The sequence below is a fragment of the Halorientalis pallida genome (genome assembly GCF_004118325.1).
In the GTDB taxonomy this organism is placed as follows: Archaea; Halobacteriota; Halobacteria; order Halobacteriales; family Haloarculaceae; genus Halorientalis; species Halorientalis pallida.
This window is the reverse complement of the sequence record NZ_RDFA01000004.1, coordinates 273,945-298,177: the sequence shown is the minus strand read 5'-3', so window position 1 is coordinate 298,177 and position 24,233 is coordinate 273,945. Positions and strand designations below refer to the sequence as shown.

19 protein-coding genes are annotated in these 24,233 nt (G+C 68.0%); 11 read left to right on the top strand and 8 right to left on the bottom strand.

From position 1 onward, the window contains the following. Positions 1–5: 5 nt before the first annotated feature. A complete protein-coding gene (locus tag EAF64_RS13020) occupies positions 6–497 on the bottom strand; it encodes an Lrp/AsnC family transcriptional regulator (RefSeq protein WP_129069429.1) in 492 nt (163 codons plus the stop codon). A 122-nt stretch (positions 498–619) separates the two neighbouring features. Between EAF64_RS13020 and aspS the strand changes: the two genes are divergently transcribed. Continuing rightward, positions 620–1,924: an aspartate--tRNA(Asn) ligase gene (aspS, locus tag EAF64_RS13015; protein WP_129069428.1), complete on the top strand. Its 1,305-nt coding sequence runs from the start codon at positions 620–622 to the stop codon at positions 1,922–1,924. Between the two features lie 125 nt (positions 1,925–2,049). Here aspS and EAF64_RS13010 read toward each other — a convergent pair whose 3' ends face one another. Together EAF64_RS13010 and EAF64_RS13005 are read right to left on the bottom strand one after the other, a co-directional pair. Next, positions 2,050–2,586 carry a hypothetical protein gene (locus EAF64_RS13010; RefSeq protein WP_129069427.1) on the bottom strand — a complete coding sequence of 179 codons (537 nt, stop codon included), beginning with the start codon at positions 2,584–2,586 and terminating at the stop codon, positions 2,050–2,052. Next, positions 2,583–2,885, bottom strand: coding sequence for a hypothetical protein (locus EAF64_RS13005; protein ID WP_129069426.1), 303 nt, complete (start codon positions 2,883–2,885; stop codon positions 2,583–2,585). Before EAF64_RS13005 ends, EAF64_RS13010 begins: the two co-directional genes overlap by 4 nt. Before the next feature lie 124 nt (positions 2,886–3,009). On the opposite strand from EAF64_RS13005, the gene EAF64_RS13000 reads away from it, so the two are divergent. After that, positions 3,010–3,288: a hypothetical protein gene (locus EAF64_RS13000; RefSeq protein ID WP_129069425.1), complete on the top strand. Its 279-nt coding sequence runs from the start codon at positions 3,010–3,012 to the stop codon at positions 3,286–3,288. Between the two features lies 1 nt (position 3,289). On the opposite strand, the gene EAF64_RS12995 is transcribed toward EAF64_RS13000, so the two are convergent. Beyond that, a complete protein-coding gene (locus EAF64_RS12995; RefSeq protein WP_129069424.1) occupies positions 3,290–4,603 on the bottom strand; it encodes an acyl-CoA thioesterase/bile acid-CoA:amino acid N-acyltransferase family protein in 1,314 nt (437 codons plus the stop codon). A 216-nt stretch (positions 4,604–4,819) separates the two neighbouring features. Here EAF64_RS12995 and EAF64_RS12990 point away from each other — a divergent pair, with 216 nt between their 5' ends. From EAF64_RS12990 to EAF64_RS12965, 6 genes are all read left to right on the top strand, one after another. After that, a complete protein-coding gene (locus tag EAF64_RS12990; RefSeq protein ID WP_129069423.1) occupies positions 4,820–5,758 on the top strand; it encodes a UbiA family prenyltransferase in 939 nt (312 codons plus the stop codon). An 82-nt stretch (positions 5,759–5,840) separates the two neighbouring features. Then, on the top strand, positions 5,841–7,556 hold the full coding sequence (locus EAF64_RS12985) for a histidine kinase N-terminal 7TM domain-containing protein (RefSeq protein ID WP_227738966.1): 1,716 nt from the start codon (positions 5,841–5,843) through the stop codon (positions 7,554–7,556). Positions 7,557–7,629: 73 nt separating this feature from the next. After that, positions 7,630–8,457, top strand: coding sequence for a pantoate kinase (locus EAF64_RS12980; RefSeq protein WP_129069422.1), 828 nt, complete (start codon positions 7,630–7,632; stop codon positions 8,455–8,457). A 79-nt stretch (positions 8,458–8,536) separates the two neighbouring features. Next, positions 8,537–11,425, top strand: a complete 2,889-nt coding sequence (locus EAF64_RS12975) for a DUF1508 domain-containing protein (RefSeq protein WP_129069421.1) — start codon at positions 8,537–8,539, stop codon at positions 11,423–11,425. Between the two features lie 79 nt (positions 11,426–11,504). Next, complete coding sequence (locus EAF64_RS12970; protein WP_129069420.1) at positions 11,505–12,251, top strand: 4-phosphopantoate--beta-alanine ligase; 747 nt, start codon at positions 11,505–11,507, stop codon at positions 12,249–12,251. Then, the gene (locus tag EAF64_RS12965) at positions 12,251–14,716 is read left to right on the top strand and encodes an AAA family ATPase (protein WP_129069419.1); all 2,466 of its coding nucleotides are present in this window, start codon (positions 12,251–12,253) and stop codon (positions 14,714–14,716) included. The genes EAF64_RS12970 and EAF64_RS12965 overlap by 1 nt, the downstream gene beginning before the upstream one ends. On the opposite strand, the gene EAF64_RS12960 is transcribed toward EAF64_RS12965, so the two are convergent. Next, on the bottom strand, positions 14,709–16,538 hold the full coding sequence (locus EAF64_RS12960; protein ID WP_129069418.1) for a histidine kinase N-terminal 7TM domain-containing protein: 1,830 nt from the start codon (positions 16,536–16,538) through the stop codon (positions 14,709–14,711). The two genes, EAF64_RS12965 and EAF64_RS12960, sit on opposite strands and share 8 nt — an antisense overlap. Before the next feature lie 151 nt (positions 16,539–16,689). Between EAF64_RS12960 and EAF64_RS12955 the strand changes: the two genes are divergently transcribed. Continuing rightward, positions 16,690–17,610 carry a sulfide-dependent adenosine diphosphate thiazole synthase gene (locus EAF64_RS12955; protein WP_129069417.1) on the top strand — a complete coding sequence of 307 codons (921 nt, stop codon included), beginning with the start codon at positions 16,690–16,692 and terminating at the stop codon, positions 17,608–17,610. Positions 17,611–17,766: 156 nt separating this feature from the next. On the opposite strand, the gene EAF64_RS12950 is transcribed toward EAF64_RS12955, so the two are convergent. Beyond that, a complete protein-coding gene (locus EAF64_RS12950; protein ID WP_129069416.1) occupies positions 17,767–18,456 on the bottom strand; it encodes a class I SAM-dependent methyltransferase in 690 nt (229 codons plus the stop codon). Positions 18,457–18,534: 78 nt separating this feature from the next. Next, positions 18,535–19,881, bottom strand: a complete 1,347-nt coding sequence (locus tag EAF64_RS12945) for a M48 family metalloprotease (protein ID WP_227738965.1) — start codon at positions 19,879–19,881, stop codon at positions 18,535–18,537. 168 nt (positions 19,882–20,049) lie between these two features. Between EAF64_RS12945 and EAF64_RS12940 the strand changes: the two genes are divergently transcribed. Then, a complete protein-coding gene (locus tag EAF64_RS12940) occupies positions 20,050–22,065 on the top strand; it encodes a CARDB domain-containing protein (protein ID WP_129069415.1) in 2,016 nt (671 codons plus the stop codon). Positions 22,066–22,125: 60 nt separating this feature from the next. Next, a complete protein-coding gene (locus EAF64_RS12935; protein WP_129069414.1) occupies positions 22,126–22,887 on the top strand; it encodes a DUF7001 family protein in 762 nt (253 codons plus the stop codon). 6 nt (positions 22,888–22,893) lie between these two features. On the opposite strand, the gene EAF64_RS12930 is transcribed toward EAF64_RS12935, so the two are convergent. After that, a complete protein-coding gene (locus tag EAF64_RS12930) occupies positions 22,894–24,216 on the bottom strand; it encodes a hypothetical protein (RefSeq protein WP_129069413.1) in 1,323 nt (440 codons plus the stop codon). Between the last annotated feature and the right edge of the window lie 17 nt (positions 24,217–24,233).

The window sequence follows — 24,233 nt, the reverse complement described above, 5'->3', positions numbered from 1 at the left end:
TTACGCTACTTCGAGAGGCCTCGATCCGGGGCGAACCCCTCGTAGGGGTGGACGTACTCGTTCCGGATGAGGTCCTCGTCGAGGACCTCGAGGCCGAGCGCGTCGAGTTCACGACCGATGCGGCTGAGGTCGTCGCCGTCGCTCCCGACGACTTCCACGTGGACGTTCTCGTTTCCGGTCATCACTTCCTGGACGGCGACGACGCCCTCGATCTCGAGGGCCTGGCTGGCCAGCTCCTCACGCTCCGGTATATCGGCGTTACAGATGATGAGCGTGTGGAGCTGGAACCCGGTCCGCTCGTAGTCGACGTCGAGGTAGTAGCCCTTGATGACGCCACGGTCCTCGAGTCGATTGATCCGGTTGCGGACGGTGCTCGCCGCCACCTCCATCTCTTCGGCGATCGTGCTCGCGGACGTGTTGCGCGCGTCGTGCTGGAGCCGATAGATGATGTGGCGATCGAGCGCGTCGAGCTCGACGATATCGTCTCTGTCGCTCATAGCGAGTGGACTGGGCACCCGACAAAAAGTGTACCGTCGCCGGGCGTCCGACTCATTCCGTGCCCGTCCCCGCCTGACGGGAAACGCGGGGGCTTAAGTCCCGGCCGCCGATACCGGACAGCATGGACGACCGCACTTACACTGCAGACGCCGAGCCGGGCGACACGGTCACCGTCGCCGGCTGGGTCCACGAGATCCGCGACCTGGGTGGTATCGCCTTCATCATCATCCGCGACACGACCGGGAAGATCCAGGTCAAGTTCGAGAAAGACGAGATGGACGACGATCTCGTGGAGACGGGGCTGGACGTCCACCGCGAGAGCGTCGTCGCCGTGACCGGTGACGTGGAGGAAGAAGAGCGCGCGCCGACCGGCGTCGAGATCGTCCCGGACTCCGTCGACGTGGTCGCCGAGGCCGACCCCGAACTGCCGCTGGACCCCTCCGGCAAGGTCGACGCCGAACTCCCGACCCGGCTGGACAACCGGACGCTGGACCTCCGGAAAGACGAGGTCAAGGCTATCTTCGAGATCCGCGCCGCGGCACTGGCGGCAGTCCGCGACGCCTTCCGTGACCTGGGCTGTACGGAGATCAACACGCCCAAGATCGTCGCCACGGGAACCGAGGGCGGGACCGAGCTGTTCCCGATCACGTACTTCGGCCGCGAGGCGTTCATGAACCAGAGCCCCCAGTTGTTCAAGCAACTGATGGTCGGCTCCGGCCTCGAACGCGTCTTCGAGATCGGCCCGATCTTCCGCGCCGAGGAACACAACACGCCCCGGCACCTCAACGAGGCGACCTCCATCGACTTCGAGTCGGCCTTCTACGACCACACCGAGGCGATGGACGCCTGCGAGACCATCGTGAAAGCGGCCTACGAGGGCGTCGCCGAGAACTGCCAGGACGAACTCGACGCGCTGGATCTGCAGGACGAATTCGAGGTCCCCGAAGGCGATTTCCCGCGGATCACCTACGAGGAGGCCCTCGAACGGATCAACGCGACGGGCGAACTCGACGAAGTGCTCGTGTGGGGCGACGACCTCTCGACGGAGGCAGAACACGTCCTCGGACAGGAGGTGGGCGAACACTATTTCATCACGGACTGGCCCAGCGAGATCAAGCCCTTCTACATCAAGGATCACGACGACGACGCGGACGTCTCGACGGGCTTCGACATGATGCACCCGTCGATGGAACTGGTCTCGGGCGGGCAGCGTGAACACCGCTACGACCACCTCGTCGAGGGCTTCGAACAGCAGGGACTCGACCCCGAGGCCTTCGAGTACTACACCAAGATGTTCAAGTACGGCATGCCGCCCCACGCCGGCTGGGGCCTCGGCGGCGAGCGCCTCATCATGACGATGCTCGGGCTGGGCAACATCCGGGAAGCCGTTCTCTTCCCGCGAGACCGGCAGCGACTCAGTCCGTAGGACTGATCGCTGGCAGTCGAGCGGGAGCAGGGAACAGCTCTGCTGAATGTGTTCCCGCGAGACCGGCAGTGTCTGCGTCCCTGCGGTGGCAGGGCGGCGATCAACCAACCGCTGTCCCTTTCCAGCTATGATTCCGCGGAGCCGACGGCCTGTTCGCGCAACTCGCCGGTCAGGTGCAGACCGTGGCTGTCGATCCGGCGAACGACCCGTTTGGCCTGTGACTGCGAGAAGTACTTGTCCGAGACCGCCGCCCGGACGACGACGCCGAAAGTACCGGACACGGTCGCGCCGAACCCCTCCGCGACGGTTCGGAGTCGCCGGTCGTCGGAGAGCAGGCCGACCGTCGGACCCGTGTCGTCGTCCCCCACATCCGATCCATCGGTCGCGTCGAGGACACCCTCGATCACGCGCACGTCGCTGGTCGGGGCCGTCGCGTCCAGTACGCGCATGGCGTCCTCGGTCCAGTCGGTCTCGACGGAACCGGTCACGACGTCGTGGTCGTCGACGAACCGGTCGAGGTTCGTCCGGGCCGGTTCGGTCGTCACTTCGTCCCGAACGCCGTCGGGGACGACGACAGTGCCGTCGAAGGCACCGAGCAGGTCGAGTTCCCCGACCTGCCCGAGGGCCACCAGGACCGTGGCGTCGACGTAGATGCGGCTCACAGCTCTCTCGCGTCGTCGGCGTCCCGCCGGAGGTCGGCCGCGCGCAACTGCGTGGTGAGGTTGCGCTCGCGGCCGACCGCGAGCCACTCCGCGACCGAGAGGCCCGCGATCCGGGACGCCTCGGTGACCGCAACGTCACCCTGCTGGTAGCGCCCGACGGCCTCGCGAACACGTAACTCCGCCAGCCCCTCTTCGAGGGCCTTCCTGATCGTCGTACTGCGGTCGTCGTCCAGTAGCTCCGCGACTCGCTCCAGCTCTGCCAGCTCGTCTTCCGACAGCCGCGCGCTGATCGTCGGCATGTACACGCAGTGATACCGCGCATACAAAGAGCTATCGCCCCCGATCACCCGGTTTCGGGGCTGACGGATGCTATCATTCGCCTGCGGATACAGTTATGCCGGATTCCGTCGTACTAGCGTCGTTATGTCCACAGCAGACGCGCAGGAACCCGACGCGGCGCTCGACGACGAGTGGGTAGACATCCGCATGACCGATCCCGACGTGGGTGAGTGGGAACTCGACGCCATCGTGGCCGACGGCCAACTCGAGTACGTCGACCTCCGGGTCCGAGAGGACCTCGTGGCCCCGTTCGTCGAGTGTCTGACCGGCGACCTCTCGGCCGGACAGCGCGCGGCGCTGGTCGACCGGCTCGCCGCCGACGACGGTGAGGACACCGGCGAGGACGAAACGCCGGAGAACTGAGTCAGGAGCGCAACCCACGGTCCAGCGTCGCTAGCGTTCGTTCCCAGGCCAGTTCGTCGGCGCGGGCGTACCCGGCGGGGGTGCCGCCCATGTCCAGCGCCAGTGACCGCCCGGGAACCGGGAACGACCGTGTCGCTCGCTCCGTCGTCGGGTGATAGGGGACCTTGATGTCGTGTCCGGCACCGGGAACCTGGAGGTGCTCGCAGGGGTGTGAGCCCGCTCGCGCGTCGAGCCGTGCCACCGCCCGCGTGGCGAGCGTGTCGGCCGGACAGACGCGGTCGTCGTCACCGGTCACGAGCAACACGGGACCACCGACAGCTTCGAGGGGGATCGTGGCCGCTCGGACCCGCTCGTCGCCCGCTCGCGCCAGTCCCTGCTCGAACAGCGGCCGGACCGGGAGCGGCCGACCGCGGAGCCACCGGGCGACGGCGCGAGTCCGGAACCCGAGCGGCCGTGCGAGCGGGACGTACGGCAGCCCCTCGCCGTCGGCCGTCCAGGCCGATCCGGGATCCGAGAACAATGTATTACCTTGGAAGGTAATGGTGCTGGGCGCGTACCCGACGGCGGTCCGGAGGCGCTCACAGCGGGTGGCCGTGAGCAAGGCGAGTTCGCCGCCACGGGACCAGCCGACGACACCCAGCGGGTCGGGTCGAACCCGGTCACGGGCGGCGAGCCAGTCGACTGCCGATTCGACGTACTCCAGCGGTACCTCGACGAGACGACTCGGGAGGCCCTCGCGGCCGAAGTACGCCAGTCCCAGCACGGCGTAGCCACGCGAAGCGAGCAACGAGGCGACACGCCGGGAGGGGAAGCCACCGCTCGATCCGCCGAGGAGGACGACGCCGGGATGGGTACCGTCGTCGCCGGCGGACTCGACGGGTGGGTCGTACAGGCGCGCGACCAGATCGGGGTGGTCGACCGACGTGACGGTGACGCCGTCGCGCTGGAAGCGCCGCTGGACGGTCGTGCTGGCGACGCGCCGTCCGCCGACGATCGCGACGAGCGAGACGTCGCCGTCGGTCCGCGTCCGTTCGCGGGGTGCGGGGCGGTCGCCGATCCGTTCGGCGGCCCAGAGCAACCCCATCGCGTCGGCGGCGCCGTACGTGCCGGCGAGCGGTCGCTGGGTGTCGAGGTCTGCGGTGCCGCCGGCGTCGGTCCGGACCGTCGCTCTGGACTCCCAGAGCCGACCGTCGAGCGGTATCCGGGCGCGGACGGTCACCCGTCGCCGCGACGGGAATCCGACGAGACGGATCGAGAACCGCTCGTCCACCAGCGGGCGAACGGGATCGACGACGATCCGCGGACTGTCGGCCATTGCCCTCGACCTGCGGGGCCGCGGTGAAATCGGTGTCGACTGCGGGCCCGAAACGGCAGACCAGGACACCGGTCCTCGTAATCGTGGTGATTCGATGATACTATTTCTGCCAATTGAGGTGAATTCGGCGTGCACCCGGTCATTTAAAAATAAAAATATTCTAATATAAGACTGCAGGGAAAAACGGCGTATATCTTTTCCTGCAATGACAGATAAATGGCAAAAGAAGAATACAGATCCGGAGAGATCGAACAGACATCGAAACAGCACGGTCGGGTGATCGCGACCGTGTGGCGGGCGCTGTGTCGTGCGTGGCGGGTGTTCCAGTACAGTTCCGTGTACGTCGCCGTTCTCGCGACGACGGAGGTCGGCGTCGCGATGCTGGTGTTGGAGGTCCCGCCGAACCCGGCGCCGCCCGTCGTCGGTCTGGTCACCTTCGCCGTGTACGCGAACGACCGCATCACCGACGTGGAGACGGACGCCCTCACGGACCGCCGGAAGGCGGCGTTCGTCCGTCGGTTCGAGCGCTTTCTCTATCCGCTGGCCGCGGGGGCGTACGGACTGGCCGTCACGATCGCGGCGCTCGGCGGTCCACTCTCGCTGGCGCTGACGCTACTTCCCGGGCTCTTCTGGGTGTTCTACGCTGCCAACTGGTTCGACGGCGTCACCGAGGCCTTCTACCGGCTGAAAGAGCAGTTCCTACTCAACACGGCGATGATCGCAGTGGCGTGGGCGGTCACCATCACTTTCCTCCCGATCGCGTTCGCCGGCGGTGGCGTCACGCTCACCACGATGACCGTGTTCACCTACTTCTTCCTGCGGGTGTTCGTCCTCGCGGAAGTCGGGAACATCCCGGATCGAGAGGGCGACGAAGTGATCGGCGTCGACACGATCCCCGTCCTGTACGGACTCGACGGGACCCGGCGGGCGCTCTACCTGGTGAACCTGCTGACGATCGGCCTTCTGTCGGTCGCCGTCGCCGGTGACCACCTGCGGATCGTCCACACCGCCCCCCTCCTCGTCGGGGCCGGGTACTCCTTCGTCGTGATCGGACTGATCGGTCGCTGGCAAAACCTATCCGGACTCTCACAGCTCGTCGAATCTGAACACTTTGTAACATACGTTCTGCTCTGGGTCGTCTTACTGCTGGCGTGAAAGTTTAACTCCATCTTTAACTCTATCATATTCATAAAACAATAGATACATTTATACTGATTTCTCCCATTCTCTTTCCAAAGTGTGGGATATCGACACACTTTCCGTCGTCTACGCGGTCACCCTCGGCGTCGGTGTCAGCGCGGCGCTCATCGCGTGGCGTGAGCGGGACGAACCCGGTGCAATCCCGCTGCTGGGGATGTTCGTCGGACAGTGTATCTGGGTCGCGTTTTCACTGTTCGATCTCCAGTTGGCCACGTTCGAGGGGAAGATTCTCTGGAGCGAACTGCTCTGGATCGGCGTCGTCAGCATCCCCGTCTCCTGGCTCCTCTTCTCGCTCGAATACACCGGCCGTGATCAGTACGTCCGACCGCGATACGTCCTCGTCCTCTCGGTGATTCCCGCCGTTACTATCGCCCTCGCACTGACGAGCCGAGCCCACGATCTACTGTACACGACCTCGGAACTCGTCGTGTATCAGGGACAGACGTTTCTGAACCGGTCTATCGGGCCCTGGGTCTGGGTCGTCATGGGATACACGTACCTGCTGGGCGTCCTCGGGACGATTCCACTGCTGGATTTCATCAGGTGTGAGTCGACGATGTTCCGGGGACAGAGCGGGGCAATTCTGCTGGGGACGCTGGCCCCGTGGGTGAGCAACGCGCTCTTTCTCGGCGGCGTCATCTCGATCCCGGCGTTCGATCCGACGCCCATCGCGTTCTCCGTCTCCGGCGTCGCGTACCTCGGTGCCGTCACGCAGTTCCAGCTGTTCAGTACGACACCGTCGGCCGGGCAACACGCCCGGCGACTCTTCATCGACCAGCTGCAGGAAGGCGTCGTCGTCGTCGACGATCACGGGTTCGTGGTCGACATGAACGACAGCGCGCGGGTGGTCTTCGGCGTCGAAGAGGAACGGGTCCTCGGCGAGCAAGCCCGAACCGTCTTTCGGCGGTGTGACTCGGCCCAACGGCACGAAAGCCAGGGTGGCAGAGAGACGGTCTACAGTCCCCACACCGACACGCTGTACGACATCACCCGGACGGAGATCACGGACAGCCACGACCGAACCGTCGGGACGATCTTCTCCTTCCACGACATCGGCGACCACGTCCGGAACCAACAGCGCCACGAGGTGTTGAACCGGCTGTTCCGACACAACATCCGGACGGACACGAACCTGATCGTCAGTCACGCCGAACTGCTCGAAGCCGACGACGAAACCGGTGACCCCGGCAAGATCAAACGGGGTGCCTACCACATCGAGGAGACGGCCGCGAAAGCCCGTGCCATCCTCGACGTGTTCGAGCAGAGTCGCGAGCAAACGGCGGCTTCGGAGCTCTCGACGCTCCTCGCGGGGTGTGTCGACCTGATCGCCGAGCGGTATCCGTCCGCGACCGTCGAGTCCGAACCCGTCCCGGCGGGCGTGTACGTCGACGGTATCCTCGAGACGGTGTTCACGAACGTGCTCGACAACGCGATCGTCCACAACGACGGGCCGAACCCCTGCGTCGAGGTGACCGTCGAAGAATACGCCGAGACCGTCACCGTCGAGTTCGCCGACGACGGCCCGGGCATCGACGAGTACGAGCAGTCGGTCATCGAGCGTGGGACCGAGACCGCACTCCAGCACAGCAGCGGCCTCGGACTCTGGCTGATCAAATGGGGCGCAGAGATCGCGGACGGCGACGTGACGTTTCAGGCCAACGAGCCGTCCGGAACGATACTCGCGATCACCGTCCCGAAGATCGACCCGGGCGCCGACGCCGAGGGGGACCTCGACCAACTGCTCGAACCGTGACTCGCCGGGACACACTCGCCACCGACGCCGGTAACGACCACCTTTTATTCGCCCGGGGCCCCGACCGGGAGGCATGACTGAAGCCGACGCGTTCGTCCCGGGCCACGTGACCGGCTTTTTCACCATCCACCGGGACGACGATCCGACCAAAGCGGGATCACAGGGCGCGGGGCTGACCCTCTCCGACGGCGTCACGGTGACCGTGCGCCCGGCCGAGGAGACGAGCGTACGCTGTAACGACGTGCCCGTCGAGATGGAGGCGGTGGAGACGGTCCTCGATACCCTGCAGGCGACCGCTCGCGTCGACGGGCAGACGCCCCTGCCCATCGGATCGGGCTTCGGCGTCTCCGGCGCGATGGCGCTCGGCACCGCCCTTGCGGTCAACGACGCGTTCGACCGCCGGCTCTCCGAGAACGAACTCGTCACCATCGCCCACGGCGCGGAGGTGCAGGCGGGGACGGGGCTTGGCGACGTGGTGGCCCAGGCCCGCGGCGGCGTCCCGATCCGGCTGGAACCCGGCGGACCCCAGGACAACCTGCTGGACGCCATCCCCGCTCGCGGCCCCGTCGAGTACCACACACTGGGCGAACTCTCGACGGAGGACGTCATCTCCGGCGACACCGAACTCCTGGATCGTGCCGGCAAGCGGAGCCTCTCCCGGGTCGTCGAAGAGCCCACGCTGTCGTCGTTCATGCGCGCGTCCCGCCAGTTCGCCCGCGAGGCCGAACTCCTCACGCCCGAGGTACGGGAGGTCATCCTCGACGTGAACGAGGCCGGCGGCGACGCGTCGATGGCGATGCTCGGAAAGACCGTGTTCTCCACCGACGGTGGGCTCTCGGCGGCCGGCTACGACCCGTCGACCTGCCGGATCGACCCGACAGGCGCGCGGTTGCTCGAATAGCGGCGTTCTCAGTCGCTGAGGGACGTGTGAACTAACCACACGTTTAAGGTAGCGAGTGGTCCAACGTCGAACTGTACCAATGGCAACGGGATCGCAGCCGGACAGCGTCTTCTACGGATTCTACGACGAGTACATGGGGGAGGCACGGACGAAACTCGAGGTGTACGGCTACTGGGTGCTGGTGGTCGGACTGATCGCAATGCTCGCCGCCGCCGTGGTGTTCGCCGCCGGCCGGACGGGACTACTCGGGCTCGCTCCAGTGGCGGTCTCGGAACTCACGCTGGTGCTCGCGGCGGCCGGATTCCCCGTCTTCCTGCTGGGAACCGTCCTCCAGTTGCCCCTTCGCCGACGCGCGGTGCTGGTGGCGGTACTCGGCGCGCTCGTCGCCGTCGCCGCGGTCGGGTACTTTCTGCGGATCTTCCCGGGTCGGTGGGGGGTCGGAACGACGAACGGGCAGCTCTTCCTCACTGGCTACGGCGGCGGACTGGCCATTCTGACGCTGGTCGCCGCGCTGGTGCCCGTGGTGACCGGGCGGCGGAGTTACTTCCTGGCCGACGAGGACGCGGCCGCGATGGGGTGGGTCGTCGAGGACGACGCGGAGGCCCGCGTCTCGGACGTACTGGTCGGGGAGGCCGACCGCGACGGCGTGTTCGCGGTCTTCCCGGGTGAGTCCGGCTGGCACTGGTGGTTCGTCGAGCAGGCGGCCGTCGCCGACGGGACCCGGGCCTACGAGAGCCAGGCCGACGCCGAGACTGCCCTCGAAGACATCAAGGCGAAGGTGGCCGGCGCCAGCCTGCTGGAGATCAACCACGCCGCCTTCCGCCTGTACCGCGAGGAGGGGGAAGACCGCGGGTCGACTGCCCGCTGGACGCTGGTCGACGAGGACGGCGTCGTGCTGGCCGACAGCGACGGCCGCTACGCCGACCGCGAGAAGGCAGAGAGTGCGGTGAACCTGCTGAAAGAACACGGGCCCGGCGCCTCCCTGCTGGACGTGGACGAGGGTGCGTTCGAAGTCTACGGCGACGGTTCGGACTGGCGCTGGCGGCTGGTCGACGAGAACCGGGGCGTCCTCGGCGAGGGGCCACGGGCCTACGAGGACCGCGACGACGCCGAGGCGTCGGTCCGGTCGATCCGGGAGGCCGCCCGGGAGTCGCCGGTGATGGACGTCGAAGGGGTCGGCTTCGAGCTGATCGAGGCCGACGACACGTGGCGCTGGGAACTGGTCGACGCCGACGACGAGACCATCGCCGAGGCCAGCGACGAGTTCGAGAGCCGGGACGCAGTCGAGAGCTCAGTGCGGCGGATCATGGCGGGGGCCATCGACATGCCGTTCCTCGAATCGGGCTCGCCAGCCTACGAGATCGTCGAGGGCGACGAGGGGGGCTGGCGCTGGCGACTGGTCGACGGCGACGACGAAGTGGTCGCCCGCAGTGAGGGCGCGGTCCCCTCCGAGGAGAGCGGGCGCTCGGTCGTCGGGCGCGTCAAGGGGGTCGTCGCGGACGCGCCAGTCGTCGAACTCGACGACGCCGAGTACGAAATATACCCCGAGGGGGACCAGTGGGCCTGGCGGCTGGTCACCGAGGACCGCGAGACAGTCGCGCGCAGTCCGGCCAGCGCGACGTTCGAGGGCCCGGACGACGCCCGGGCGGCCGTCGAGCAACTGCGTGAAGAGATCGAGACCGCCGACCGCATCGAGTTCGACAGCGCCGCGTTCCACCTCTACGAGGCCGACGACGGCGGGTGGAACTGGCGGCTGGTCGACGCCGACGGGAGCGTCGTCTCCGACAGCGGGCAGGAACACGCGTCCCGCGAGGACGCCGCCGCGGCGATGAGCACCATGAAACAGCACGCGCCCGAGGCCGATCTGGTCGAGATCGGCAGCGCCGCGCTGGAGCTGTACGAGGCCGAATCGGAGTGGCACTGGCGACTGGTCGACGCCAGCGGCGAGACGCTGGCGACCAGCCCCGGCCGCTACGACAGCGACGAGACCGCCCGCGAGGCGATGGACGCGCTCTCCCTGCTGGCTCCCGAGGCCGAGACGCGGCGGATGGACGCCGCCCTCTTCCAGGTGTACGTCGGCGAGGGCGAACGCCGCCAGTGGTGCTGGCGGCTGATCCATCCCGACGGGAGCACCATCGCCCGGAGTCTCGGCGGCTTCACCGACCGGGAGAGCGCCACCGCGGCCGCCGAATCCGTCGCGGACTTCGCCGCCGACGCGGCCGTCCACACCGTGGAGGACATCGCGATCCGCTTTTCGGTCACCGAGGGCGAGGAGGGCGAGGCCTGGGAGTGGGAGATCGTCGACCGCGAGCGCGAGCCGCTGGCGGTCGGCACCGAACAGTTCCCGTCCCGTGACGCCGTGGCGACGACCGCCCGGCTCGTCCGGGACAACACCGGCGGCGCGAGCGTCTTCGCGGTCGACCCCGCCGCGTTTCGACTCGAAACGGTCACCGACGAGGACAGCGGGACCGACGCGTGGCGGTGGCGGCTGGTCGATCCCGACCGGGCGACGCTGGCGGTCGGGGCCCGGACCCACGAGAGCCGCGAGAGCGCGCGAGTCGACCTCTCGCGGGCCCGCGAACTCGCCGGCGGCGCGGGCCTGCTCGACTTCGACCTGGCGGCGTTCGAGGTCACCGAGCGTCAGGACGGCTGGATCTGGCGGTTCGTCGACACCGCGGGCAACACCGTCGGCGTCAGCGGCCCGACCTTCGACACCCGAAGCGCGGCCGAGCGCGCGCTCGCGTCGGTCCGGGACGTGTTGACGACGGCGAGTCTGCTGGAGATCGAGTCGCCCGCATTCGAACTCCACGAAGGTGACGAGGACGGCTGGCGCTGGCGGCTGGTCGACACCGACGGCAGCACCGTCGCCGAGAGCAAGCGGACCTACCCGACGCGCCGTGAGGCCCGAGCGGCGCTTGGCGGCCTCCGGGAGTTCGGCCCCGACGCCGCGACCGAGAGCCAGGCCTGAGTCCGGGCGGGCGGCGAGGAACGGTTCGTTTCGCCGGCGCACCGGGCGATTTTTTACACCAGCGACAACGTGATCGAGTATGGACGAGATCGACGTGCCGGAGAGCCACCCCCGCTACGAGTCGCTGCTGACTCGACACCGGATCGAACACGGGGTCGATCTGGGGATCACCTCTCGACAGGGGCTGATCGCACAGGGACGAGGGGAGGCCTACGACTACCTGCTCGGCGAGCGCACCACCGAGAGCGCCGACCGGGCCGAACGCGCCGCGGCCGCCCACCTTCTGCGCGCGGACCACCCGGTCCTCTCGGTCAACGGCAACGCCGCCGCCCTCGTGCCCGGTGAACTGGTCGAGTTGGGGGACGCGACCGGCGCGGACCTTGAAGTCAACCTGTTCAACCGCACCGAAGAACGCATGGAACGCATCGCCGATCACCTCCGTGACCACGGCGCGGACGACGTGAAAGGCCTCGACGCCGACGGCCGGATTCCCGGCCTCGACCACGAGCGTGCGAAGGTCGACGCCGACGGCATCGGCGACGCCGACGTGGTGCTGGTCCCACTCGAAGACGGCGACCGCGCCGAAGCCCTCGCGGAGATGGGCAAGACCGAACTCGTGATCGACCTGAACCCGCTCTCCCGGTCGGCACAGACCGCGACGGTCCCCATCGTCGACAACATCATCCGTGCGGTGCCGGGCATCACCGACCACGCCCGTGACCTGCAGGAGGCCTCCCGCGACGAACTCGACCGGATCGTCGACGACTTCGACCGCGAGGCGGCGCTGTCGGCGGCCGAAGACGCCATCCGAAGCGGTGGTCTCTGATGTCGCTGCCGCCGTACATCTACGTGGATCACCGCCTCCCCGACGCCGAGAACGTGCGGGACGTACTGGAAGACCGGACGCTCACGCCCTTCGACGAGGCCGAACGCCTCGAACGCCTCCACCGCGTGTTCTATCCCGTGTTCCGGGTCACCGTCCGCTACGAGTCGGGCGAGGGCCGGTGGTTCGGGAGCGAGGAACGCGAGGACACCGTCTTCCTCGACGGACTCTGGGCGGACAACGACGAACACGTCTCCCGCTACGCCGAGGAGGCCGGCCGGTTGCTGAACGTCGCGACGGGGGACTACGACTTCGGCGACGGCCCGGGCCTCGGCCCGTCCGTCCTCCTCCAGTTCCAGGTCGACAACGACACCGCCGGCGATCTCATCCCCGAGCGAGTCGCGGACTGGGCGCGCCAGCGCGACGCCGGCCGGGGCGACCAGGCCGACGTGTTCCTCCGGAAACTCCGCGAGAAATACGGTCTCCCCGGCGAGTTCGATCCCGGCGGGTTCGACGAGGTGACGGAGGTCACGCGGGTCTATCTCCCCTTCTGGCTCGCGGAGTACCGCGGCGAGACGGCCGATCACGCGATCATGCTCGCGTTCCGCGAGCCCGACGCCAGCGAACGGGAGTTCGAGCGCCACGGCTGGCTCTCGGAGTTCATCGCGGACGATCCGACCCGGCTGGCCGAGTACGGCTACGACCTGTCGCTAGATCGGGTCCAGAAACAGCTCTCTGAGGACCGGTCGAACGACGGCCAGGACCGAACTCCGGACCGTTCGCCCGACCGGTCGTTCGGTGGCGACGGCGCGGACGGCGAGGACGGGATCGTCCAGCCCGACGGCGTCGAGATGGACGCCGAGTCGCTGGTCACCCGACAGGTCGAACGGGGCTTCGGCGACGTGGGCGGGATGGACGACCTCAAGGAGCGGCTCCGGCACAAGGTAGTTCGCCCGCTCGAAGACCCCGCGGCCTTCGAGGAGTACGGTATCGGCGTCGTCAACGGCGTCCTCCTGCACGGGCCGCCGGGCTGTGGGAAGACCTACATCGCGGAGGCGCTCGCGGGCGAAGTGGGCCACGACTTCGTCGAGATCAGCCCGGCCGACCTGACGAGCAAGTACATGGGCGAACCCGCCCAGAAGGTGCAGGAACTGTTCGAGATCGCTCGTGCCAACCAGCCCTGCCTGCTATTCATCGACGAGATCGACGCCATCGCGGGCACCCGCGACGGCGACGCGAACATGAACTCCAGCGAACAGCAGATGGTCAACCAGTTGCTGACGGAACTGGAGGACGCCAGCGACGACGACGTGGTCGTGATGGGCGCGACCAACCTCGTGGACGACGTGGACGGGGCGATCCGGCGGTCGGGCCGGTTCGACGAGCGGGTCGAGGTCCCGCCGCCGGACACCGACGCCCGCCGCGAGATCGTCGAAGTCCACCTCGCCGGCCGCCCCACGGCCGAGGCCATCGACCTGGAGAGCGTCGTCGAGAAGACGGCGGGCTACGCGGCCAGCGACCTCGAACTGATCGCGGAGAACGCCGCCCGGAAGGCGCTGCGTGCCGGCGAGGACATCGACGAGTCACACCTGCTCGCGGCGGCCGAGGAACTCGACTCCTCGATCCCCGACTGGAGCGGGCCGGAAGACGCCGAGGATCACGTCGAACAGCCCGACAGCGCGGACCTGAACGCCCGCTCGCTGGTCGACCCGGATCCCGGCATCGACTTCGACGACGTGGGTGGGATGGCCGACCTGAAGGCCCGCCTCGAGGAGACGGTGATCGAACCCCTCGACGACCCCGACCGGTTCGAGGACTACGGGCTGGACGTACTGAACGGCCTCCTGCTCCACGGCCCGCCGGGCTGTGGGAAGACCTACATGGCGACCGCGCTGGCCGGCGAACTCGGCCACAGTTTCCTCGACGTGACGCCCGCCGACCTCACGAGCAAGTGGATGGGCAAGCCGGCACAGAACGTCGCGGACCTGTTCGCCATCGCCGAGGCCAACGCGCCCTGTGTCCTCTTCGTCGACGAGATCGACGCCATCGCCGGCAACCGGACCGGTGGGATGAACACCAGCGAGCAGCAGATGGTCAACCAGTTGCTCGCGGAACTCGAAGACGTTGGCGAGGACGTGGTGGTCGTCGGCGCGACCAACCTGCTCGAAGACATCGACGGCGCGATCCGGCGGTCGGGTCGGTTCGACGAGCGCATCGAGGTGCCCCCCCCGGACGACGACGCCCGCCGCGAGATTCTCGGCGTCCACCTCCGGGACCGGCCGCTGGCCGACGACCTCGACTGGGCGACCGTGGTCGAGCGGACCGAGGGGTACGCGGCCAGCGACCTGGAACTCGTCGCGGAGAACGCCGCCCGGACGGCGATGCGGGCCGACGCACATATCGACACCGACCACCTGATACGGGCCGTCGAACGCACGACGTCGAGTCTCGACGGCTGGACTAACTGAAGTCGAATCCCACGTCGGTCTCGCCGATGGCCAGGCCCTGCGCGGTGGTGACGCCGGTCACCTCGAAGCGCGCGCCGCCGTACTCGCCCTCTTCGTGGGTGCTGGCGAGTTCGCCGTCGACGGCCCGAATCTCCCAGCCGTGGGCCTCGACGATCTCCTTGACGATGGCCAGCCCGAAGCCGGTCCCGTCTTCCTCTGTCGTGTGCCCGTAGTCGAAGACGTTGTCCCGCTCTTCGGCCGGGATGCCGGGGCCGTCGTCCTCGACGGCGAAACCCGCGCGGGTCCGATCCGAGCCTTCGTCGTCGTCCCCGTTGGTGTCGGCCGAGCCCGAGGCCACGCCGTACTCGGCGTCGTACTCGAGCGGTTCGACGATCAGCGACACGTCCGTGCCGACGTGGTCGACGGCGTTGCGAAAGAGGTTCTCGAAGGCCTGCTGGAGACGGTCCCGATCCGCCTCGACGAACATGTCGCTCTCGATCTGGAGGTCTGCCTCGGGGGCGTTCACCAGCGACCAGGCGTCGTGGGCCACCTGCTGGAGCGACACGCGTTCGGTCTCGTCGACGGTCTGACCCTGCCGGGCGAGCTGGAGCAGGTCGTCGATCAGCCGGTCCATCCGGTCGGCCGCCCGGTCCAGTGCGTCGAAGTGTTCCGGCTCGCCTGTCTCGCGGGCCAGCTGTGAGCGCGCGCTGATAACGTTCAGCGGGTTCCGGAGGTCGTGGGAGACGACGCTCGCGAACTCCTCTAGCTGTTCGTTCTGCTGGCGGAGCCGGCGTTCCCGGCGGACGCGCTCGGTGATGTCCTGCAGGACGACCAGCTGGCCCATCACGACGCCGTCGCCGTCGGTCAGCGGCGTCCCGGTCCGCTGGTACGAGCGGCCGCTCTCGGGGTCGGTCACGACTTCGCGGTCGCTCTCGGGGTCGCCCGACCGGGGCGCGGGCGGCACCGCGAACGGGCGGAGGAGTTCGCCGACGGAGCCGCCGATAGCCTCGTCGGGGTCGACGGTCAGGAACGGTTCGGCCTGCTCGTTCACGTTGACGACGAGCCCGCGAATGTCGATGACGACGACCGCGTCGTCCATCTGCTCGACGGCCGCCTGGCTGGCGATGGGGATCAGCGTGAACAGCCCGTGGCGGGCGACCGCCCAGCAGAACGCGCCGGCCGTGATCGCCAGCGAGATCGTCATGACTTCGAGTCCGGGCAGTGGGTTCCAGCCCGAAAAGTAGACGCCGGCGGCGACGACCGGCACCACCGTCCCGGCGACCAGCAATACCGCCTGCCGGCGGTATATCCCGGCCGACGTGTACGCCCGTCGCGTCAGGAGCGCGATACTGGTCACGGCCAGCAGGACGCTGACGGCTACGTACGCGACGATCGCCTCGCCGTATTCCGGGCGTAACGCCACGAACGCTCCGTTGTCGATGATCGTCGGGTTCGTCCAGACCAGTTGATGACTCCCGTTCGAGAACGTCAGTCCGATCATGGCCAGCGGGATCGCGAACGACAGCCCGAGGCTCCACCACGTGATCCACTCGTCCCGGCCCGTGTACTGCAGGGTAAAGAGCAACAGGAGAACGGGGACCGGCATGAACCCGATGTACCCGAGCTTGTACCAGAACAGCTTCTGTGTGAGTCCGACGCTCCCGATCTGGAGCCCGTAGGTGACGAGCACCCAGCAGATCGCGACCGCCAGCACCACCGCCGTGTACCCACCCGGAACCGGCTCGTACGCCCGCTGCTGGCGGACGACGTACAGCGCGGCGACGCCCACCAGCACGGCCGCGATGAGCGTGAGGGTGAGAAACGGGGTGTACTGCCAGGTCATTCCGGGGTTGCGATGTGTTGTCCGGCCGATGGCTTATGAGTTTTCGCTATTTCGACGCCAAACGCAGACCCGACGGTCGCCCCGGTCCCGACGATTTCCCGCTTGGCCGATCAGAATTCCTTTGTATCACCAGGTGGTAGTAGTAACTACTATGTCCGAGTTCGAGCAGTTCAGCGACGTGGGCGAGGCGGAAGTGACCCGTGCCATCGGCCAGGAGTGGACCGAGGAGTTCATGGATTTCTCCGACAGCGACGTCATCATCGTCGGGGGCGGTCCCTCCGGACTGATGGCCGCCAAGGAACTCTCCGAACGCGGCGTCCAGACCATGGTCGTCGAGAAGAACAACTATCTCGGCGGCGGCTTCTGGCTCGGCGGCTTCCTGATGAACAAGGTCACCGTGCGTGGGCCGGCCCACCACGTCCTCGACGAACTGGACGTGGACTACAAGCAGTCCCAGGACAGCGAGGGACTGTACGTCGCCAACGGCCCGGAGGCCTGTTCCGGCCTGATCAAGGCCGCCTGTGACGCCGGCGCGAAGATGCAGAACATGACGGAGTTCACCGACATCGTCATCCGCGAGGACCATCGCGTCGGCGGCATCGTGATGAACTGGACACCGGTCCACGCCCTGCCCCGCGAGATCACCTGCGTCGATCCCATCGCCGTCGAGGCCGACCTCGTCGTCGACGCCACCGGCCACGACGCCATGGCCGTCAAGAAACTCGACGAGCGCGGCGTCCTGAACGCGCCCGGCCTCGAAGAGGAGGCCAGCGGCATGGACCAGACCGGCGACGACTCCTACGGCGCGCCCGGCCACGACTCGCCAGGCCACGACTCCATGTGGGTCGGCGAGTCCGAGGACGCCGTCGTCGAACACACCGGCCTCGCCCACGACGGCCTCGTCGTCACCGGCATGGCCACCGCGACCACCTACGGCCTCCCGCGCATGGGCCCGACTTTCGGCGCGATGCTCCTCTCGGGCAAGCGCGCCGCCCAGGCCGCCATCGACGAACTCGGCGTCGACGCCGAGGACGTGGACATGACCACGCGGGCGAGTCCCGCCGACGACTAACGGCACCCACTTTTTACAAACGGGGGTGCGCGGCACGCACCCCCGTTTGCAAAAACGTGGGGAAAAACTGCCGCGAGCGCCACGGGCGCTCGCGGCTGCTGTGCTCGTGCCCGACCGCTCCCACACCCGCACAGCGACCGCACAGCGCCGCCCCCGCTACACCGACACCACCAGCATCTCCGTCACGCCCGGCAGGAACTCGTAGGAGATGTCCCGGAACTCCACTTCGTGACCCTGCTCGCGGAGGTCCTCGACGACGGGTGCGACGAACGCCGAGTGTGTCATATCCAGCGACGCCAGCGGGAACACCCGCACCTCCTCGCTGGCGACTCTGCACAGGTCGGCCATCGCCGCCCGATGAAAGTCGAGATCGAGCCGGTCGTCGAACAGGAAGCAGAGGTGTGCGGAGAGGACGCGCTCGAACGCGCCGTCCTCGAAGGGAAGGTCGGGCAACGCGGCCGCGATGTACCGGTCGGGGTGCTGTGTGTAGTCGGCCACGAAGCGCTGTCCGGCCGCCCGGAGGTGCCGACACCGGGTCTCCACGCTCCCGCAGTAGTCCCAGACGAACTGGTCGCGTTTCGCCCGAAGCTGGTCCTCGGTGTCGTCGACGGCCCGCTCACAGTCCGCTGCCATGGCCGACACTGGTCGCCCGTACTGCGGATCGACGGCGTAGGCTTTCACCCCAATCGACCGCGCTACGGCGGTGAACGACGACGGTCCCCCCGGACAGTCCAGTATCGACCCCGACAGTGACGACGGGTCGAAGTCGAACAGTCGCCGGTACTCCTCGAACGTCCGCCCCTGGAATCGGAACGACTCCTCGACCTCGAACGTACCCGCTCCCATTGTGATGAACAATTCAGTACAATGGTGTATATTTCTGCCGCCTACACCGCCGTTCGTGTGGGTGTCCCGCGCTGGTCGTTACACCTGTTCCCGTTCCAGCCGTTGCAACCGTTCGATCCGCTCGGCCGTCGGCGGGTGGGTGCGGAACCAGCCTCCGCTGGACTCGCCGCCAGTGTCGTCACCGTCGACGACGCCACTCGAGCGCCGGAGTGGCAGGATCGACAGTTCGGAGATACCCGCTACCTGGCGGAGGTCCTGGTCGGGCGTGGCGTCGATCCGTGCGTCGAGTTTCCGGAGGGCGCCGGCCAATGCTGCGGGGGAACCGGTGACTTCGGCCGCCGCTCTGTCGGCGGTGGTCTCGCGGGTGCGCGAGAGGACGGCCGCCGTCGCGCGGCCGATGCCACGGACGAGCAGAGCGATGGGGATGAAATACGCAAAATAGTGACCGGTCCGTCGGTCGCCCTGTTCGGGGTCTTCGTGGCCGAGGGCAGACAGCGGACTGCGAGCGAGGATGCCGTTGGCGACGACGATGGGGATCGCGACGACCGTCATCACCATCGCGTCCCGGTTCGCGACGTGGGCGAGTTCGTGCGCGATCACGGCGTCCAGTTCGTCGCCGTCGAGGGTTTCGAGCAGGCCCGTCGAGAGGACGAGATGCGTCTCGGTCGGTCGGAACCCAACGACCAGTGCCTCTGTCGTCGATCGGTCCGCCAGCGCGACGGTCGGTGCCGGAACGTCCATCTGTGCAGCCATGCGGTTTACCCGCGCGTACAGCTCCGGTTGATCGGCAGTCGTCACGACGCTCGCACCCCCGTGCTCCGTGACGGTGCGTAGCCGGTCGTACTCCGCATTCGCGATCAGCGTCAGGACTACCACTCCAGCGGCGAACCCCAGCTGGTTGGCTCCCCGTCCTGGACCGAAGTACGCCCAGACGGCCACCCAGACGGCGACGAACAGACAGATCGTGCAGAGACCGAGGACGAGAACCGCGACGTACAGCCGTCCGGTGAGGCTCCAGGTTCCGTACCCCGACATCCCACGGATCGCGAGGAGGAACCCCGTCAGACAGCCACTCGACAGTACCAGGACCACCGTCGCGTCGACCACGCCGGAAGACCCACCGGTGAGCGGCGAGACGGCGACGACGAGGGAGACGACCAGCACGAACAGCGACGCGACCGGACCGACCACGAGTAGGCACCGAGCGATCCCGAGGCGACCCGTGGCGCTCCCGCGACCGTACCAGACGCCTGCGAGGCCCGAGCCGAGCGTGACGACTGTTCCGACCGCGACGCCGACGTTCCGGCCGGCAACGACCGTCATCGTGACAGTGAACGCGCCCCAGATAACGCCCAGCAGGCAGAGGCCCACCGTGAAGAGACCAACGGTTCCCAGGGCCCCCTTCTTCCCCTCGCTCGTCTCCATACGTACCACTGATAGGTGTCTTCTGTATCAGTTTTTCCGAACGGCCGGAGCGGACCGGTCCCCCTGCGTGTCGCCGCTGTCGGGTTCGACCATCGCGGGAATCGGACCACGGTGCCGCCCACGAAACTGCCACCGGAACTAAGTCCGCGCTGTCCGACCTCGATACTGATGGGACGACGACGACGTGTGCTGGTGTTCTGTCTGCTGTCGGTGATCGCACTCGGCGTCGGCGTGACCGGGCTGGCGACTGCCGAGACCGCGGACGTGCCCGTCACGAACGTGACGACGAGTACCGCCCAGGACGGCGAGACGTTGCAACTCACGAAACGTCTGCACCTGACGCCCGACCAGCCGGGCGAGATCACGGTCACGGCCCACTTTTCCGAGCCCGACAATCTGGTGGAACTGGAGACGAAACTGCCCGCCCGAGCGACGGTGATCGAGACCGACGGGCTCTCGGCGTCGAACGGGCAGTTCACCTGGGACGGGCAGACTGACGCGCCGAGCCTGACCTACCGGCTGCCGGTCAACGAGACGCGCGTAGCGGAAGGCCCGCTGGCCGGGCGAGGTGACTACACCTTCGTCGACGCCGGGCCCTGGGCGCTGATCCGGACGCCACAGGTCGGCGTCTCCTGGAGCTGGCGCGGCGCGAACGTCACGCTCGACCGGCGGACGCGGATCGACGGCGAGGGCGTCGCCAGCGAGGCCGTGGCCTTTCTCGGCTCACACGCCGAGTACACCCGGCGCGCACACGGCCAGCAGTTCCGGCTGATCGTCCCGGCGGCGGCGACGCTGGCCGAATCCCGGGGAGAGATCTTCGACTCGGTGACGACCGCCGCGGGTGCGATGCGGGTGGGCGACCGTGACGCGAGCGTCCTCATGATCGCCGCGCCCACGACGACCGTCGAGTGGTCCGTCCAGGGGCTCCAGACCGGCGGGAACTCCTTCTGGGTGCAGGACACCCAGCGGCTCGACGTGCCCGACAACGTCTGGATTCACGAGTACGTCCACACGCGACAGGACTACGACCGCAACGACGGCACGCGCTGGTTCACCGAGGCCAGCGCCACGTACTACGCCGCGCTGTTCTCGCTCGAACAGGACCGGATCGGCTTCCCGGCCTTCAGCAGCCGACTGGGAGCCGGCGACACCCGCTCGGAGCCCGGCGAGATCCTGGCGGAGCCGTCCACCTTGACCGGCCGGACGCCGTACCTGAAGGGCGCGCTCGTGGCGGGCGAACTCGACCGGCGGATCCGGCTGGCGACCGACGGCCGCAGCCTCCAGGCCGTCTTCCAGCGGATGAACGCCGCCGAGGGGCCGCTGACGGCGGCGGCCTTCCAGTCCATCGTGACCGACGTTGCCGGTGCCGAGGTGGGCCGGCTCGCGGACCGCTACACCACGACGGACGACGTACCCTCGATGTGGACCCGGACCGAACACCTGCGCGCCTTCGAGGGTGCGGCCCCGCGGATCGAGTACGCCCTCGCGCCGGCCACAGAGCGCTTTCGCGTCGACGGCCCCTACCGCAACCGCTCGCTCGACGCCGGCCAGCCGGTCGAACTCGCGACCGGCGAACGGCTCTCGCTCGACGTGGCCGTGGAGAACACTGGTGACGCGGCCGGCGAGTTCGACGCCCAGTTCGCGGTCGACGGCAGCCGTCTCGACGAGCGCTCCGGCGCCCTCGATTCCGGCGAACGACGGCGTCTCACGTTCGCGCACACGTTCGACAACCCCGGAACGTACACTCTCACGGCCGGCACTCGGTCGGTTGCCGTCACCGTCCGGGGCCCGTCACCGCCGGCCGTCGTCGACCTGCAGGCGAACGCGTCCCGCCTGACCGCGGGCGCTCCGCTCGAACTGACGGCGCGGGTCCGCAACGACGCGACGATCCCGGCCGCCGGGACCCTCACGCTCTACCGGAACGACACGGCCGTGTCGACCCGGGAGATCGTCGTCCAGCCGGGCGGCGAGCGCGACGTCGCGTTCGTCACCGCGCCCACGGCCGGCCTCTACCGGTTCCGCCTCGGCAACGCGACGGCGACGGTGACCGTCGACGCACCGCCGACGGAGCAGGACGCGACGGGAACCACCGGGACGGCCGCGGACGGTGCCGGGTTCGGCGTCCTCGTCGCCGTGCTCGCGGTGCTCGTCGGGACGCTCGCCGCCCGCCGTCGCGGAGCCTAGCGACGTTCGACTGGAGCCGGACCCGTAACCCGTAACTGGCGCGCTCGCCGACTGTCGACTATGCCCGACCGCGTCACCCTCTACCGCGCGCCGACGACGCCGGCCGACGCCGACGCTGTCGCCGACTGGCTCACAGAACGCGTCCCCGCGACCGTCGAGGTACGGGACCGCTTTCTCGACCGAGAAGACGACGGCCTCGCCGAGGCCTTCGCAAAGGTCAGAGTCCTCAGTCCCTACGAGAGGGAGACGGGCAACACGATGCTGGGCATCGTCCGCTACGAGGAGCGCGCCCTCGACCACCCCGAGCGCGCCGGCGGCGTCATCTACGACGGGTTGGCCGTGCAGGACGCACTCCGGGAGCGGTTGCCCGACGAGGAACGCTCACTCGATCACCTGCACGTCCCCCTGCTGGACCGCGTGCTGGGGACCTGGGGCGACCACGACGGCCGCTGGCACAAGCGCGTGAACGTCCTCGGCCAACCCGCACCGATCTCGGTGCCCGGCCTCTACGAAGCGCCGGCCAAGCCCGAAGAGTACTACAAGGAGCAACAGCGCACGGCGATGGTCAGCGGCGACACGCCCCCGCGGGAAGTCCTCGAAGCGCAGGTCGACGGCGAGTTCCTGGTCGAGGACGACCCTCGAACGACCGAGGCGATCAAGGGCTACGTCCTGCAGGCATACCACTACCTCGCGACCGGCGAGGACTTCTGTGAAACGGCGGGCTGTCGGCTGGCCAATCCACACCGTCAGCCCGGCGTGATCGAGGCGCAGTTACGCGAGCCCGAGTTCTGCGAGGTGCACGCCGCGCGGTACGAAGCGTAGGGCCGGTCAGGATCCGACTTGTACTGTGACGTTCGCGGTCGTGCCCTCGACCGCGGCGGCGTCGACGAACGCTGGGTCGCCGAACACCAGCCCGGTCGTCTCGCCGCTGATCCGGACCGTCCGGAATTCGAGGTCGGACGCGGACTGGCGCGCGTCCGCGAAGTCTTCCAGTGCGGGCATCGCTTCGGCGGCTTCAGTAGCGTTGTCCCAGCGGAACGTCCACACCCAGCCGAGACGTGATCGGTTGCGCGTGTAGCTGGCGACGGCGAGGCGGTCGTTCCCCCATCCCGTCGCGGTTCTCGCGGCGCGGTCCCGCGAGAGTTCCGTGCTGAGCGTGACACGTGTGTTCATCTCCCCGATGGTCGACGTGCGGGCGAAGGTCCAGTTGCCGGCCGTCGCGTTCGTCTCGACCGCGAGTGACCGCTTGGGCTCCTCGCCCCGCGTGTAGCCGTGAATGATCCCTTCGGTCGTCCGCGGGTAGTTCCGATAGACGGCAGAGAGATTCCCTGCATCGTCGATTCGGTTTCGGACGTACCGGCTCCCGAAGTAGTACCGAGCGATGGCGCTCCGGTACGCGGGACTTCCCGACTCGTAGAGCGATCGGACGGACGCCGTGTTGTTGCGCACGTCGAGATACCTGTCCGTGTACGCGTCGGCCACGTAGACTGCGCCGCCTTCGATGAGCGAGAGACGGCTCTGCAACAGGTCGCGCGTGACCTCCGGCCCCTGTCCGGGAAGGCGGCCGAGCCAGGGAAGCATGTCCGCCTGGAACTGGATCGTGTGTGCGAATTCGTGCGCCAGCGTCCGCTCGACCGCCCCGGGCGACCCCTCGCCGGGATGGAGATACACCGTCCCGTTCAGCGGTGTCGCGCCGGTCGGGGAACTCCAGTTGACCGACACCGGCTCGTAGCCGAGCGCACGGTTGGTGGGGCTGTCGATGCCGGCGAGGCTCTGTCGCACCTCGCTCAGGTTCTTGACTGTGACGAGCGGTGGCTCCACGTCCGTACCGACCAGTTCCCGCACGCGAGTGAACGTCCGGTTCGCGCCGAAGGGCAGTGTTCCGTTGCGCACCTGGACGCCGTAGGCGGTCGTCTCCCCGCCGTCACTCGTCGCTCCATCGTCGGGCGATTGCTCGTCGGGCGTCGCCGTACCAGGCGTCTCCGTGCCGCCGGGCGTCGGTGTGTCGGCCGACGCCGGTGTGTCGGTCGCCGTCGGCGCGTCGGTTTCGTCCGGTGCCGTCGTCGTGCCGTCGCTCGGGCCGGCCCCACACCCTGCGAGGACGAGGAGGAGGGCGACCGCGAGCGGTGCGAGTCGCTGGGCGGACAGCATGTTAGTACGGACTGACA

Excerpts from the sequence above, each read along its gene's own strand:
- EAF64_RS13020 (WP_129069429.1), bottom strand. The coding sequence starts at position 497 with ATGAGCGACAGAGACGATATCGTCGAGCTCGACGCGCTCGATCGCCAC.
- aspS (WP_129069428.1), top strand. The coding sequence starts at position 620 with ATGGACGACCGCACTTACACTGCAGACGCCGAGCCGGGCGACACGGTC.
- EAF64_RS13005 (WP_129069426.1), bottom strand. The coding sequence starts at position 2,885 with ATGCCGACGATCAGCGCGCGGCTGTCGGAAGACGAGCTGGCAGAGCTG.
- EAF64_RS13000 (WP_129069425.1), top strand. The coding sequence starts at position 3,010 with ATGTCCACAGCAGACGCGCAGGAACCCGACGCGGCGCTCGACGACGAG.
- EAF64_RS12995 (WP_129069424.1), bottom strand. The coding sequence starts at position 4,603 with ATGGCCGACAGTCCGCGGATCGTCGTCGATCCCGTTCGCCCGCTGGTG.
- EAF64_RS12990 (WP_129069423.1), top strand. The coding sequence starts at position 4,820 with ATGGCAAAAGAAGAATACAGATCCGGAGAGATCGAACAGACATCGAAA.
- EAF64_RS12980 (WP_129069422.1), top strand. The coding sequence starts at position 7,630 with ATGACTGAAGCCGACGCGTTCGTCCCGGGCCACGTGACCGGCTTTTTC.
- EAF64_RS12975 (WP_129069421.1), top strand. The coding sequence starts at position 8,537 with ATGGCAACGGGATCGCAGCCGGACAGCGTCTTCTACGGATTCTACGAC.
- EAF64_RS12970 (WP_129069420.1), top strand. The coding sequence starts at position 11,505 with ATGGACGAGATCGACGTGCCGGAGAGCCACCCCCGCTACGAGTCGCTG.
- EAF64_RS12965 (WP_129069419.1), top strand. The coding sequence starts at position 12,251 with ATGTCGCTGCCGCCGTACATCTACGTGGATCACCGCCTCCCCGACGCC.
- EAF64_RS12960 (WP_129069418.1), bottom strand. The coding sequence starts at position 16,538 with ATGACCTGGCAGTACACCCCGTTTCTCACCCTCACGCTCATCGCGGCC.
- EAF64_RS12955 (WP_129069417.1), top strand. The coding sequence starts at position 16,690 with ATGTCCGAGTTCGAGCAGTTCAGCGACGTGGGCGAGGCGGAAGTGACC.
- EAF64_RS12950 (WP_129069416.1), bottom strand. The coding sequence starts at position 18,456 with ATGGGAGCGGGTACGTTCGAGGTCGAGGAGTCGTTCCGATTCCAGGGG.
- EAF64_RS12945 (WP_227738965.1), bottom strand. The coding sequence starts at position 19,881 with ATGGAGACGAGCGAGGGGAAGAAGGGGGCCCTGGGAACCGTTGGTCTC.
- EAF64_RS12940 (WP_129069415.1), top strand. The coding sequence starts at position 20,050 with ATGGGACGACGACGACGTGTGCTGGTGTTCTGTCTGCTGTCGGTGATC.
- EAF64_RS12935 (WP_129069414.1), top strand. The coding sequence starts at position 22,126 with ATGCCCGACCGCGTCACCCTCTACCGCGCGCCGACGACGCCGGCCGAC.
- EAF64_RS12930 (WP_129069413.1), bottom strand. The coding sequence starts at position 24,216 with ATGCTGTCCGCCCAGCGACTCGCACCGCTCGCGGTCGCCCTCCTCCTC.